Raw genomic sequence first — 14895 nt, forward strand, 5'->3', positions numbered from 1 at the left:
ATGGGGTTCTCTTTTAGGACATAACCATCATAGCCTGATCTAACAGCCTTGCAATATTCTTATGTCTTTCAGGTCGTGTACGAGCACCTTCTTCAAGCTCTTCTTTCGTAGCTTCAACGTTTCTCGCTGGTGTTTTATTGGTTTTCTTTTCATCACTCTTATAGTTGATGATAACACTGTCTTTACCAAAGATATTAGTAAGTGCAGCGGAAAGCTCATCATCATAACGATACTTTTTACTACCAATAGACAACTCCGAGGATTCACTCTCACTCTTTATGTATATCGCACGGAGACCACAGCCACCTTCAGGTTGATGTTTCAAAAACTCATTAAGTTTTTGTAGCTTAGCCTGAATTTCTTGTTTAGGTAGTTTTGTACTATCAAGCTTAATAGATACGGAATCAATTCTTTTCTCTCTAAGAGAGTCAAGTGATTCAACCTCAAAGGCTATCAGCTTATGGCTTTCAGTTTTCTTATCCATAACCAGCTTACCTTTGATGTAAACAATATTATGGTCATAGATGTACTGTTGAGATTTATGGAATGAATTGTTGAACACAACACAATCCAACTGTCTTGAGCCATCATCAATAGTAAGAAGTGCTCTTTGACCTGTTTTACCCGTTCTAATATCAGTCGTATTGATTACACAAAGCGTACTGATCACCTTATCTCGCCAAATTGATTGAGAGTCATCTTCTGAATCTGCTGAGGACTCCATCGAGATTTCAGCCAGATCTGCAAGCTTTCCTGTGGAAAGCAATCTACAATCTTCCTTGTAGTCATCTAGTAAGTGTCCAGAAACACTCAACCCTAATGTTTGAATCTCTCCGATAAGTCTTTCTCTATGACTCATTTCTTCTTTTTCAATTAAAATTCCTGAGTCTTGGATGGATTCATCAAGTAAAGATAATTGATGTTTTGCTGCTTCCGAATTGTTTTGTTTACCGTACTTAACAATAACGTCCACATTTTCAAGCAACGTTCTTCTGTTGAAGCCAAACTCATCAAAAAGACCAGCTCTAATACATGAAGCGAAAGCGTTTTTGTTTAGTCCACATTTTTCTTTGAAATCGAATATGTCTTTGAAAGGCTCATGGCGTTTGCTGATTAAATCATTAATAGCAGCATCACCAAAACTCTTGATAGCGCTTAACCCGAAGTAGATTTTGTCGTTACCTTCGCTTACAAAGGCTTTTTCAGACTTATTCACGCTTGGTGGAATAATCTGAACACCCATTCGTTTAGCTTCTTCCGCAAAGTTAACTACTTTTTCCATGCTATCAGAATCAGCAGATAAAACTGATGCCATGAACGCAGCAGGGTAGTGTGTTTTTAACCACGCTGTTTGATAAGAAACAAGAGCGTATGCAGCAGAGTGAGATTTGTTGAATCCGTAACCAGCAAACTTCTCTACTAGGTCGAAGATTTTCATAGATAAATCGCCATCTATACCATTATCAATCGCACCTTGTTTAAATACTTCACGCTGCTTAGCCATTTCTTCAGGTTTCTTTTTACCCATTGCACGACGAAGCATGTCAGCGCCACCAAGAGTGTATCCCGCCAGAACCTGAGCAATTTTCATTACCTGTTCTTGATAAAGGATGATCCCATACGTAGGCTCAAGAACTTCTTTCAGAGAAGGGTGTTGATAATTAACGTCTGGATAGCTTATTTCTTCACGTCCGTGCTTACGGTCAATAAAGTTATCAACCATGCCTGATTGTAAAGGACCTGGACGGAAAAGCGCCACTAGAGCGATTAAATCCTCAAATCGGTCAGGTTTTAGACGTTTTAGAAGCTCTTTCATGCCTCGTGATTCCACTTGGAATACAGCAGTTGTTTCACCCTTTTGATACATCTCGTAAACAGCAGGGTCATCTAGCGGAATTTGCTCAATGTTAATTGGAGGCAAGCCTTCAGCAGCGCGTTCCTTATTTACTGCCTTAATTGCATTATCAATAATAGTAAGCGTCTTAAGACCCAAAAAGTCGAACTTAACAAGACCTGCTGTCTCTACGTCATTTTTATCAAATTGACTTACATAACCAGTACCATCTGCTAAACAGTAAGTTGGAGTGAAATCAGTAAGTGTGGTAGGGCTGATTAATACACCACCAGCGTGTTTACCTGTTTGTCTTGATAGACCTTCAATTTGAAGAGCAAAATCAATAATCTTCTTGGCATCTAGATCGCTTCCGTATAAGGCATTCAAATCAAGACTGACCTCTAGTGCTTTACTTAATTTGATGCCTGGTTCATTTGGAATGGCTTTTGATAATCTATCTGCAACGCCGTATGGATAGCCCATTGTACGTGCTGCTGATTTTACTGCTGCTTTTGCAGCCAAGGTGCCAAATGTAATAATCTGAGATACTGCTTTATGACCGTATTTGTTTGCACAGTATTGAATAACCCTATCACGCTTATCCATACAAAAATCGACATCAAAGTCTGGCATGGATACGCGTTCTGGGTTCAAGAATCTTTCGAATAGCAAATCATACGGCAAAGGGTCTAAGTCAGTGATTTTTAATGCGTAAGCTACAAGTGATCCTGCACCCGAACCGCGACCTGGACCGACTGGAATGTCATTATCTTTACTCCATTGAATGAAGTCACCAACAATCAAGAAGTAACCAGGAAATCCCATCTGAATGATTGTATTTAATTCAAAATCTAGTCTGTCCGTATATGTTTTGACGAATTCAGCATCATTAAGCTTTTCAGGATAATTTTGCTTAAGTCGCAACATCAGCCCTTCGTATGATAGGTTTTTTAGGTATTCTGATTCCGTTTCACCGTTTGGAGTAGGGAATACAGGTAGGTAGTTCTTGTATAATTCAATATCAACCGAGCAACGGTTCGCGATATGAACGGTATTCTCGATAGCCGAAGGAATATCACTGAACAACTCAGCCATTTCTTCAGACGATTTGAAGTATTGGTGCGGTGTGTACTTATCGCCGTACTTATCTCTAACTTCTGATACAGTAATACCTAGTGAGTCAGCTACTCTAACCTCATGAGCAGGGAATTGATGATCATCAATAAATCTGACTTTGTTTGTGGCAACAACTGGAATGCCAGCTAGTGTAGCTAGTTTAACTGCGGTGGAGACGTACTGATTGTCTTGGAAGTTACCTGTTCTCTGAAGCTCAATGTAAAAACGGTCTCCAAAATCTTCGCGAAGCTGAATTATGAATTTCTTCGCCATATCCATGTTGCCTGACAAGATGGAACGACCAATAATTCCTTCGTTGGCACCGCTAAGGACAATCAAATTATCACAGTTTTCTTTTACATATTCATAAGGGATTACAGGTAAATCATCATCAGAAGGTCTTCCTCTATCATAAGCATCACTTATGATTTTGATCAGATTTTTATATCCCTTAGTATTCATAGAAATTAAGGTCAGTTTGCCAAACGAGTTTCCGTAAGAAACAGTGATCTCTGAGCTGATGATAGGTTTGATGCCAGCAGCCATAGCTTTTTGGTAGAAGCTAACGGCAGCAAACATGTTGCTATCGTCCGAAATGGAAATCGCAGACATGTTGCATTCAACAGCTTTCTTCACTAATTGATCGACCTTGATAAGGGAATCGTAAAGTGAGAATTGGCTATGAACGCCAAGATGAACAAATTGCGTATCTTTCATTTATTGATTCTTTTTTAATGTCTATAATATTCCCCATATTATACATTGCTTTCCACACCCCATGCAATGCCATAATCTTGTTGAAGCAGCACTACAACTTTGCTAGTATCCTGCAATCAACACAAACACAAATAAATACTGAATAAAAAATGAATGATTTAAACGATTTGTACTCGGATGAAATTGAGTATGCGATAATCGGTGCTTTGATTCTGGATGAAAACACAGATCAGGAAGCTGATAAGCCAAAATCAAAGGCTTACTACAAAGCACTTGAAAGATTGAAACCATCATATTTTTATGAACCGAGCAACAGAGCTGCTTTTAAACAAATTATTAATTTACATAAAAAAGGCTGTTCTCCAGATGATGCTATCATGCGAGCACAGTTGCTTGCTGAATGCACTGAAGAGTTTGATGAAGAGGGTATTGAAGAGTACTTCGAAGGTTTCCAAGAGTTAAGTCAATCAAAGTTAAACGATTACGTTGAAACCATCATTGAGTTGTGGGGTAAGCGAAAAATAATCAAGGAATATGACAAATTACAAGAGCAAGTCTCTCTTGGTCAAATATCCCTTGATGAAATGCTTGTTCAGCAAAAGAAAGTTGCTGAACAAATTGAAGGAACAAGAACTAAAGAAGTTGCTTCACGAACCTATAAGGATATGAAACGCGGTCTTCTTGAAAAAATGAAGAAGAACGCTGAATCAGGCTCAACGGTAACGGGTTTATCGACGGGATACAAAGAGCTTGATGAGCTTACTTGTGGTCTTCAAGATTCTGACTTAATCATAATTGCAGGGCGACCTTCAATGGGTAAAACAACCCTTGCCTGTAACATTATGGACAACATAGCTTCGACAGGTAAGCGTACTCTAACGTTCAGTATCGAAATGCCTGGTGATCAGCTACTCCTAAGAAGCTGGGCATCAGTTGGTACAATTAACCAAACAGCATTGCGAACTGGTAGATTAAATGAGTTGGAGCAGGGGCGATTATCTGCTGCTATTGAAAAAGTAGATCTGTGGGATGCGCATGTTATCGATGATGGTAAGATGAACATTCAGCAAATAGTGAATGAAGCTAAAAAACTTCACGAAGAGTCGCCAATATCTGTAATCATGCTGGATTATTTACAGTTAATGAAATTACCTGAAAACAATAGCAAAGCTGATGCTATTGGTGAGGTAAGCCGAGAATTAAAGCATCTAGCAGGTGAATTAGGGGTTCCAATTATTGTTTTATCCCAGTTATCACGAAACCTTGAAAACAGACAGGATAAAAGACCAATCAACTCTGACTTACGTGATTCAGGCGCTATCGAGCAGGATGCCGATTTAATTTTGTTCGTATACAGAGATGAAGTATACAACCCAGATTCAGAAGACAAGGGGTTTGCAGAGATTATCATTGGTAAACAGCGAAATGGACCACTTGGAACAGTAAAAGTCAAGTTTGAAGGTCAATATTCACGCTTTATTGATATTCCAGAGACGGAAAAAAACGATCCTGTAGAAGACTACCTAAAAACAGCAGAACCTCTTGATCTAAACTCTGCAACGTCTCCATTGTAATTATTGCTATTAATTAATAAAATGTAATTAAATAAAGATTAAAAGACAAAAACTATGGAAGAATTATCAAATAACAGAATGATTGTTCTCGATACCGAGACTACTGGTTTTCATCCGAGAGATGAGAATGACAACATTTTTAACCGAATTTTTGAAATCGGTTGTGTAGAAATCATTGACCGAAAAGTTACAGGTGTAACATTCCACGAATTCATGGATCCTCAGAGAGAAGTGGAAGAGGATGCGAAAGAAGTACACGGTTACTCTTGGGAAGAAATAAAAGCAGAGTTGAAAGAGAGAGGCTGTCCTGGTCAGAGATTTCACGATATTGCTCAGAAGTTTATCAATTTTGTAAACGGCTCACCATTAGTTATCCATAACGCCGAGTTCGATACAAAATTCTTGGATAGTGAGCTTAGAAATGCAGGTTTTCCAACGTTAGCTGAGTTAAACATTCCTGTATTCTGTACCTACAAATTTGCTTCCAATAAATACCCTGGTCGAAGAAATAATCTTGATGCACTCTGTGACCGACTAGGTGTAGATAAAAGTGGTCGTGACCTTCACGGAGCTTTGATAGATGCTGATTTGACCGCTCAGGTATATTTGATGATGACGCAATATCAAGGCAACATCCTCTCAAATGATAAACCTAAAGTTAAGCTAGCATCTAATTTAAATATCCAACGCCTCGATCCGTCTATAAACGAGAAGCTGAAAGTTGTGACTCCGAATGAAGCGGAAGTTTTGGAGCACAATAAGCTCAAAGAGAGAATCGATAAAAGCGCTGGTGGATCTTCCTTTGTTTTAGGTCTATAAAAAAACGCAATCTTAGGAAGAGCCGTTTACGAAACGTGGAGCTAATGCTCCACGTTTTTTAATCTACTCTTAACTCCCAATCGCTTAGATGCTTATCAAAGATAAATAAAGCTAAAAAATGCGGCTGCAAGCCTAGAAATTTAAAGAATGGGGATCTATTAATAGACCCACTGCTTTTTGTTATTGTATTACGGATTTTATTTATTGAAATAAAAGCCTATCTTGAAGGGGTGTTGTCAGGAGACTTTTCACGCTTCAAATCCCACTTCTTATTTCCAACCATGCATTGGTATCCCAAGAACACCGATGTCTTAACAAACTTCTTCATTAAAGGAACTTTGTTAACAGGAACCTGATCGCCAAAGTCAATATCTAAGCCTTTTGTCAGCATCACACCGAAATCAGAAGAAAACTCATCGATAGTTTTATTTGTCTTTTTAATGTAGTTAAGACAAGAAAATAGAGCAAATTGACCAACAGTATTAAGGTCTGTCCTTTCTCCATTTCTATCAAGCTCCTGTTCATAAACAGAAATCACAAAGTCAAATAGATCACCCTCAGCATGAAGCTTGTAAAGGTTGTTCTTGTGTCTATCAACCAGCTTTTCATAAGTGTAAGCGTTCTTATCGAAAACCTCACCAATGTTTTTGGTGTCCTTTTTCTTAGGTGGAGCGTTAAATACCCACTGATTAGAACTCATAGACTTTTCAGCTTGCTCTTTGGCTGCGTTCACAATTTTATTAATTTGAAGAACAAAGCTTGGATCTGAATCAATGATGTTCTTCTTAAACTTTCTATAACCGTTTAGGATAAGATCATTAAGCTCATCAGGCGTATTTCCGTGTTGTAACCATTTTGAACCGTGACTTCTGGTTGTTCTATAAATAAACTGAACAACGTTGTACCAGTCAACCTGCTTTCCACCAGCTAGAATTTCACTAGCGGTAACGCCTCGCGCAAAGGCGTGTCTTTTATCGCTGATATCAAGTTCTTTTATGTGCTTGGCATGTCGCTCTACTAAAGACTCGTAATCATAATCTTTTGAGCTTCCGATCCTGTCATAATGATTTACTTTAGCGCCAGAGAAGTGTTCATTTTCCACATAGGTAGTACTAACCTTTCCAAAAGTCTTATCAACGAACTCACGCTCATCATCCGACATTTCTCTAGGGAAATTCTTAGCTATATTCTTCGCGTCATTAATTGTTAAAGATTTGCCAGTGCTATGCTTAAACATTGGAGCAATACCAGCATCAACGCTGATCGAAGGAAGCAAGTAGTTACGGGATAAGTTCTTACACATCTCATCGATTTTGATTGCTTGAGCAATCTCCCACAAAAACTCATTCCAATTGCTTGCATCAATTGGCTCATCGAGCTTAACTAAAATACGTGCTTTGTAAGGCGTTTCTTTAGAATAGCTGTGTGTTGAATACATGATATATTCAAAACCAGCAAAGGCTTTCTCAGCCTGCTCCATAGCACCTTCTTCATCAAGGTCAAAAACCGCCATTGTTATAGATTGAACGTTTTGGTCAATCCTGTAATGTTCAGGTTTGTCTCCCTTCTTTTCTGAAATCCAATCAGATTCAGGCTTAAACTTTACAGGCATGAATGCTGTGCCATCTTTATGGTCTCTAACGTCATGCTTGGAAAAAAGAGAGACAATAGTACTCCAAGGTAAACTTTCCCTTCTTGTAACAATGTCGGTACTTGCCAAAGTTGGAAGAAATGTAATATCAAGTTTTTTTGTATATGAATCCCACATGGGTAACACCAATTTGATCTTTATTAACGTAATAATACCATGACTTTATACCTGATAAAACATCCAGTTTGATTGACTTTCATAACTGAAGTCTGGATAATTCACGAAACTTAATTAATAAACGGAATAAAAAATGGAATATATACTATTGATTTCAAAATCCATTGTATTTTTCTCACTCTTAATTTTCGTAGTTGTAGGGTTCCATGAATATGGGCATTTTATTACTGCGAAGAAACTTGGAATTAAAGTCTTGAAATTCTCAATCGGTATGGGAAAAGAAGCCTACGGTTGGACAGGTAAAGACGGTGTTAGATACTCTATTTCTTGGCTTCCTATTGGTGGCTACGTTCAGATGCTGGATTCAACAGAGATGGATGCTGAGGATTTAAAACAATACAGTAAAGATGATTTAAATCGATCATTTGACAAAGCTCCTAGATGGAAGAGATTTCTTGTGGTCGCTTTTGGACCTATATTCAACCTTATAATGGCTATTATTGGCTTTACAGTCATTTCATACGGCACATTGACCATGCCATCAACCATCGTAGACTATGTTTCAAATGACATTAAATATGAAGAAAACGGAACTTTGGTTATTGAAAAGGGTGACGTGATTACTTCAGTAAATGGAACAAATGTTGAAACATGGACAGAACTTGACCATGCATTCATTGGTTCCATAGGCTCTAATCGAGTAAATGTAGAGGTAAAAGGAAAAGGCGAGATCTACATTGATTTGGAAGATAAGGTTTTGGATTCAAAAGTTAAAGATCTTTCATATTTCATCGGAATTTTACCTCAGTACAAGAACCACACGAATGTTGTTGGAGCGGTTTTAAAGGATAGCCCCGCTGAAAAGGCAGGATTAAAGCAGGAAGATCAGGTTGTTTCAATTGATGGTGTTAGCGTTGGGAACTTCTTTGAATTATCAAAGATTGTTAATGTAAGACCCGCTAAGAGTGTCGAAATTGTTGTTAAACGAGAGGGTCAGCTACATACTCTAAATGTTGAACTAGGTGAAAAGGGTAATCCAATAGACGGTAAGACGGGTTTCTTGGGTGTTGCTCCTATGATGCAAAAGATTGACGAATCTCACTTAATTGTTAAAGAGGTCGGTGTTAAAGATGCAATCATTACAGGTTTAGAGAGAACATATGATGGCGCTACCTTGATTATAAATACTCTATACAAGCTTGTGACTGGTCATGTAAGCCCTACCTCTTTGAGTGGCGCTATAGGTATTGCAGATACAGCCCAAAAAGCCGCATCATTTGGTTTAATGAGCTTTATCGGTTTTGTTTCCATGTTTAGCATTAATTTGATGGTATTAAATCTTTTACCAATAAAGCCCCTTGATGGCGGTCACTTGTTTAGCTACACAGTAGAAGCTATTACAGGCAAGCAGGTTCCAGAAATGGTAGATAAGGCATTTACCATTACAGGTCTAGTTCTTGTATCCACATTGATGGTTGTTGGATTAGGAGCTGATATAATGAGAATCATCTTTTAACATAAAAGGCGCTCAATGAGCGCCTTTTTAATTGAAAAATAAAAACTAATAATTTATCATTTCATAAAATATCAATAATAAAAGAACCTATTATGTCAACTGAAGAAAAAGAACTAAAAAAGAAAAAAGGTTTCGGCTTTTCCTCTGTAGCGTTAGGTGTTCTCATGTTAGGAGCATCTATAACGATCATTAATACGCCAGCATTGCTTGATCTAAAAATTTGGAAAGAGCAGCCTGTAGGTGAGGGTAAGGCGTATTCTACATTGAATAGTATGGAACTATCTGAAATTAACAAAAAATTAGATAGTGCGTTAGGCGGAAAGCTACCGCTAGTCGCGGCAGCAAAAACAAGTATTCCAGGTCTGTATCTCGTTATGAGTGAGTTTGACCAGTTTTACTTCCATCCAGATTCTGGGAGGTTTATCCGTGGTGACATATACAATTCTGAAACCAAAAAGAATGAAACACAGATCGTTTCAGATATCCTAAAAAAAGAAGCTGAGCTTAAAGGTCACACTGTAACAATTAAAAGCGCTCCAGCTTCAGTATCAACAGATAAATCATCTAAACCTGAAAAGATGAATTTAGGTTCGAGCTTGAAGGATGAGCTTAACAAGCTAAAGAACTCAACGGACGTTAAAAAGGAGATTGCTTCAATAGCTCCTGCATCATCAATAGCGATTCATACAAATAGCTCTGAGCAAGAAAAGGCTGAAGCAAGAGATGAAACACCTCAGGAGGTGATTGATGAGCAGCTAAAGGGCTACGGGGGTGAAAGAGTTAGTGCTGATATGGCTAAATACAGCCTAAATGGTCGCGTTAACCCTGAGGACGTTACAAGTTATCGCACATACATCAAATACAAGGACAAAGTGATTCCTAAGATTGGGTTTGATAAAGACGGTAAAGAACTCTCACCAGAAGTAACTAAGAAACAGATCCAGGCTATAGTGAAATTTGTCGAAAAAGCTGGTGATAGATGGTCAGTTGTTTACAAGGCTGAAAATGAAAAAGCCTCAATGGTGATATTTACTGATCCAACTTGTCCATTCTGTAGAAAGCTGCATAGCGAAGTGGAGGATTACACTAAAAATGGAATATCAGTGTATTACCTATTTTACCCAAGATATATGGGGTTAGGTCTTGAAGACGATAAGCTCAAGCACTCTGTTCGCCTGATGGATAGCATCTGGTACAACAAAGATAGAAACAAAGCTGCTGATGATGTGTATGCAGGATATCGAGCTGAAGGTGATGAGGTTATGGGTGATATTCAAAACCCAGTGTTTGAGCACTATCTTATCGGTGAAATGATTGGTGTTAGAGGCACTCCTAAAATCATCATGAGTAATGGTGAAACTATGGAAGGGTACTTGAACTGGAAATACATTGCCAAGAAAGCGCTTAAGTAGACTAAACAAAACTAAAAAAGCAGATCATAATGATCTGCTTTTTATTTAACTAAAAGTGAATGAATAAATATTTTAGAAATGAGTTTCTAAAAGCTCTTTTGCTCCAGCGCTACCAAGCTTGGAAGCTGTAACTAGTAATCTATGAGCTTTTTCTTTGTTCAATTCAACTTCATAGTCTGAAAGGTAAAACTTAGCTAGATCAACCATAGCATCAACTTTTCCGAGTTTCGCGTCAGTTGATACCTGCTCGAAGTTAATAAGAGTGTTTAGAGCCTTATCTACCTTGATTCTGGCAGATTCAGCAGGTTCAAAACCATTTGCTTGGGACTGACTCAACCAGAACATACCCAAATCACGGTCTTTAGCAACGCCTTTACCAAGGATGTAGTGAGTACCAACAACATATTGAGCTACAGGGTCGCCTACATAAGCGCCATCAAGGAACATGCTCATTGCCAATTGCTCTCTTTCTTCTTGAGTCAGAGAGTCATGAGGGTCGGCAAGACCTTTTGTTGTTTTATCAACGTCACTATACCCCATCAAGAAATAAGCGTACTCGATAAGAGCAGGAGCAAACTTCGCTTCTACAGCTTCGAGCAGAAGCTGGTGAGCCTTCAGATAGTCTGACTTATAGACGATTCCGTACTTGTACATCTCGTACAGTACAAACTTACTCTTTGCATCTCCGTTATCAGCATCTTTCACTAAACGCTTCATTCCACCAGCACTAGTAATGCTGTCATTAATTTTGTCTATTTTACTATCACGATCCACACGGTATTGGAACTCGGTGACTTTATCGCTGATAACTGGTTGAGCATCGAATTTGACATTAGCATGTGATGCGAATGGAATGGTTCCAATAGCTAATGCAATACCTAAGATTAATTTATTTGCTTTCATATTGTTTTGCCTGTTAAAGAGAAAATTCATCTAGTTTATTTAGTCTTTTCAGGACATCTTTTGGCTTTTCTTCTTTAGAGTTTCGGCTCTCGATATTCGCCCCGTATTTACGAGCTAAATCAAAATCCTCTTTATTACCAAAAAGAGCGATACGATGAAGTAAGTTTCCGCATTCTTGTCCTTTTTTACTTCCAGTCATTATAACGGAGCGTTTATTAATGTCCATACCGCGATCAATAAGCCCTTTTAATAACTTTTCATTAATATGAGATTTAAAAGCTAATGCAGGAGGGTTCCCATTTTTATCACGCATATTAATCAGCTCTGGGTCATCACCTAAAAGCAAAGCAATATCAACAGCATTGTTTTTTATTGCAACGTTAAGTAGTGATTCACCATCATCATTGCAAACTGTTTTTTCCACGAATTCGCTATTCATATACATGCTAATGAATTTTTTTGTATTTCTATCTTTAGCGCATTTGAACAATGCTCTTTCACTGTGACTTAATTTAATTCTTTTCATGAAGAAGATTCTTTACTTGTTTCTTTTATATAAATTATATCAGGAATCTTGTTATTTATAAGAAAAAAATATTAAAAAGGGTGGTTGCGACTAAGTCACAACCACCCTATATCTGGCAACTTGTTATTAGATAACCATTTCTGAAGATTTTGAAATATTCGCTTCTCTTTGAAGGTTCAATTCATACTCTTCATCATACATATAATTAAACATCAACTGAACCCTTCTAAATCCTTGCCACTCATTAATATCCAATGTGTACACACTATCAATGACATGATTTACTTGTACTCTTGGAGGCTCACTAGGTGAGCAGCAATTCCATAAGAGTGCTTCATACCTGTGATCACTTCCTATAGGGGATACAACAAGTTTAAGATGATTTTGTTCTTTTCCTATAGGCTTAAATTCCCTAACAACAAATTGACCAGAGAATACAGGGGATTCAAATTTTTGCCCCCAAGGTTCAAATGAGTTGATAAGCTCTGCTGTCTCTAAGCTAATGTATGCAGGATCTACGTTATGTATATCCACAACAACAGAGTCCTCAATCATATAAGGCTCAATGACTTCTTCACATGCTTTATCAAAAGCTTTTTTGAAAGCTTCAAACTGATTGTATGGAATGCTTATACCAGCAGCCATTGCGTGACCACCAAACTTAGCAATCATCCCAGGGTTTTCTGTATTAATATGATCCATAACATGTCTAACATGCACACCTGGAATGGAACGTGCTGAGCCTTTGATTAGGCTGTTATCCATTTCTTCCTTTAGTTGCGCAATAGTTTTTGGATCGTGATTGTTCTCAAGAGCAAACTCATACTTTTCACGAGCAGCTTTTGCCTCATGGGTTTCTGTTAAGCAGATAACAGGTCTATTGACTTTTTCTTTTACTCGCGAGGCTGTGATTCCAACCACACCTTCATGCCAATCAGGTTGGAATACTACCACACCCATATTAACTTCTTCGTTATCTAGAATACATTCAGTATCAAGCTCCATTTCTCTACCGATTTGTTTACGAGTTTCATTTAACTCAATCAGCTCACTTACTCGATCTGTAACACGACCTGGATTTCGGTCTAGTAGCATCTCAATACCTTTGGTCATATTCTCCAATCGACCAGCAGAGTTAAGAATTGGACCCATCATAAAGCCCCAATCAGAAGATTTTACTTTAAAAATGTCTTTGTTTTTTTGCTTAAATACTTCGTTGATTGCTTCTCTAGCCAAACCTCTTTTGGTTCTATCTAAACCAAGTTTAACAAGAATTCTATTATTTCTATCTAACGGAACAACGTCAGCAACAGTACCCAAGGAGACTAAATCGAATAACTGACCAAGGTTCGGCTCAGCCATACCTCTTTGTTGGAATATTCCGTAATCACGCATTTTCTTTCTTAATGCGACCATTAGGTAAAAAGCTACACCACATCCCGCGAGGTTTTTAGATGGAAAAGGGCAGTCATTTCTATTGATGTTAACAGCAGCTTCACACTTAGGCAGTTTACCACTACTGTCTTGCAAGTGGTGGTCAGTAATTATCAACTCCATGCCAAGATCGTAAACTCTATCAGCGCCATCAAATGAAGAGATCCCGCAGTCAACTGTAACAATAACATCTGGCTTTTTAGTTTCATAAGCCAGATCAACAATTGATGGTGTCAAGCCATATCCATGTTTTTGCCTATCAGGAACAATATAGGACACGTTTTCAAAGCCTAACAATTTCAAACCTTCAGCCATGATGCTGGTGGATGTAGCCCCATCACAGTCGAAGTCACCAACAATACAGATGTTTGTTCCTTCCATTAAGTGATCAATCAAGCTGTCAGTTGCTTTGTCCATATCCTTGATCAGAAATGGGTCTAATAGGTTTTTTATGTCTAAATCTAATTCTTCAAGTGATTTAATACCTCGATTCTGAAGAACCCTGTTTATAACAGGGTTTTCATGTAGGAAGGCATCGCTTTGTGGCGTTCTTTCTTTGATTGATTTTTTAGTCATTATTAAATTACTCGAATTGTATATCTAAAATACCTAAAGAATGAGACCAAACACCAACACCATTCTTTTTCGCTGTTTCCTGAGCGTAAATCACGGTTTTCTCCATGCTACCAAGCTGAATCGTCTCTGGATCATATTCAAAGACTGACAATCCTGACTCTATGATAGCTCTGTTATAGTTCATGCGTATTTCTTCATTGTCTTCATTTACAAGATTGGAAAAAATAATGCATGAAGGCATACCGCTGGTTGTGACTGATGTGCAATATACATCAACCGATTTACCTTCAATGGCATTGCTAGCAATAGTATTGGCTTCAACCCAGTATTCTTTAAGTTTTGGATTTTTAGTAAATTTGTATTTCTCTGATTTTACACCAAAAGCCTCTACCTTTAAAGCTTTGTGCTCTCTTCGATAGTTATTACTTGTAGTGAACTTAGTGGCTCTTTTGAAAGTTTCATCATCAAATTTAATCCATAAATGCTCAGAGCTTTCAGCAAGCACCCCCGTTCCACTAGCAATAAATGGGTATTTATCACTGATATTATTGTTTAAGTTGATATCTGCATTTGCTGAAAATGCGGCATTTAAAGCTAAAAATGCCAAAAGTGTTTTTTTTATCATTATTTCACCTTACCGTTTTTTGCCAATTATAGTAAAATGTCATAAGCATAACAATAAATGAAAAAAGGTACGGGG

10 protein-coding genes are annotated in these 14895 nt (G+C 37.9%); 4 read left to right on the plus strand and 6 right to left on the minus strand.

Features of this window, described 5'->3' with window-relative positions; genetic code table 11:
- Nucleotides 1-13: 13 nt before the first annotated feature.
- A complete protein-coding gene (gene dnaE / locus R7P80_RS01530; RefSeq protein WP_052697526.1) occupies nucleotides 14-3667 on the minus strand; it encodes a DNA polymerase III subunit alpha in 3654 nt (1217 codons plus the stop codon).
- Nucleotides 3668-3816: 149 nt separating this feature from the next.
- Between dnaE and dnaB the strand changes: the two genes are divergently transcribed.
- Together dnaB and dnaQ are read left to right on the plus strand one after the other, a co-directional pair.
- A complete protein-coding gene (dnaB, locus tag R7P80_RS01535; RefSeq protein ID WP_267411139.1) occupies nucleotides 3817-5241 on the plus strand; it encodes a replicative DNA helicase in 1425 nt (474 codons plus the stop codon).
- Between the two features lie 54 nt (nucleotides 5242-5295).
- Nucleotides 5296-6060 (plus strand): DNA polymerase III subunit epsilon, encoded by a 765-nt coding sequence (dnaQ, locus tag R7P80_RS01540; protein WP_020331504.1) that lies wholly within the window; start codon nucleotides 5296-5298, stop codon nucleotides 6058-6060.
- 217 nt (nucleotides 6061-6277) lie between these two features.
- Here dnaQ and R7P80_RS01545 read toward each other — a convergent pair whose 3' ends face one another.
- Complete coding sequence (locus tag R7P80_RS01545) at nucleotides 6278-7828, minus strand: hypothetical protein (RefSeq protein ID WP_116921133.1); 1551 nt, start codon at nucleotides 7826-7828, stop codon at nucleotides 6278-6280.
- Nucleotides 7829-7961: 133 nt separating this feature from the next.
- Here R7P80_RS01545 and rseP point away from each other — a divergent pair, with 133 nt between their 5' ends.
- Together rseP and R7P80_RS01555 are read left to right on the plus strand one after the other, a co-directional pair.
- Entirely contained in the window at nucleotides 7962-9344 is a 1383-nt protein-coding gene (gene rseP / locus R7P80_RS01550; RefSeq protein WP_318096583.1) for an RIP metalloprotease RseP, read from the plus strand.
- Nucleotides 9345-9436: 92 nt separating this feature from the next.
- A complete protein-coding gene (locus tag R7P80_RS01555; RefSeq protein ID WP_318096585.1) occupies nucleotides 9437-10756 on the plus strand; it encodes a thioredoxin fold domain-containing protein in 1320 nt (439 codons plus the stop codon).
- 72 nt (nucleotides 10757-10828) lie between these two features.
- Here R7P80_RS01555 and R7P80_RS01560 read toward each other — a convergent pair whose 3' ends face one another.
- From R7P80_RS01560 to R7P80_RS01575, 4 genes are all read right to left on the minus strand, one after another.
- Entirely contained in the window at nucleotides 10829-11659 is an 831-nt protein-coding gene (locus tag R7P80_RS01560; protein WP_318096587.1) for a hypothetical protein, read from the minus strand.
- 13 nt (nucleotides 11660-11672) lie between these two features.
- Nucleotides 11673-12185 carry an ankyrin repeat domain-containing protein gene (locus R7P80_RS01565; protein ID WP_038129288.1) on the minus strand — a complete coding sequence of 171 codons (513 nt, stop codon included), beginning with the start codon at nucleotides 12183-12185 and terminating at the stop codon, nucleotides 11673-11675.
- A 126-nt stretch (nucleotides 12186-12311) separates the two neighbouring features.
- Nucleotides 12312-14195, minus strand: a complete 1884-nt coding sequence (locus R7P80_RS01570) for a single-stranded-DNA-specific exonuclease RecJ (protein WP_048515812.1) — start codon at nucleotides 14193-14195, stop codon at nucleotides 12312-12314.
- A 7-nt stretch (nucleotides 14196-14202) separates the two neighbouring features.
- Complete coding sequence (locus tag R7P80_RS01575) at nucleotides 14203-14820, minus strand: hypothetical protein (protein WP_038129285.1); 618 nt, start codon at nucleotides 14818-14820, stop codon at nucleotides 14203-14205.
- Between the last annotated feature and the right edge of the window lie 75 nt (nucleotides 14821-14895).

The sequence above is a fragment of the Vibrio sp. 2092 genome (assembly GCF_033339635.1).
Classification (GTDB): Bacteria; Pseudomonadota; Gammaproteobacteria; order Enterobacterales; family Vibrionaceae; genus Vibrio; species Vibrio alginolyticus.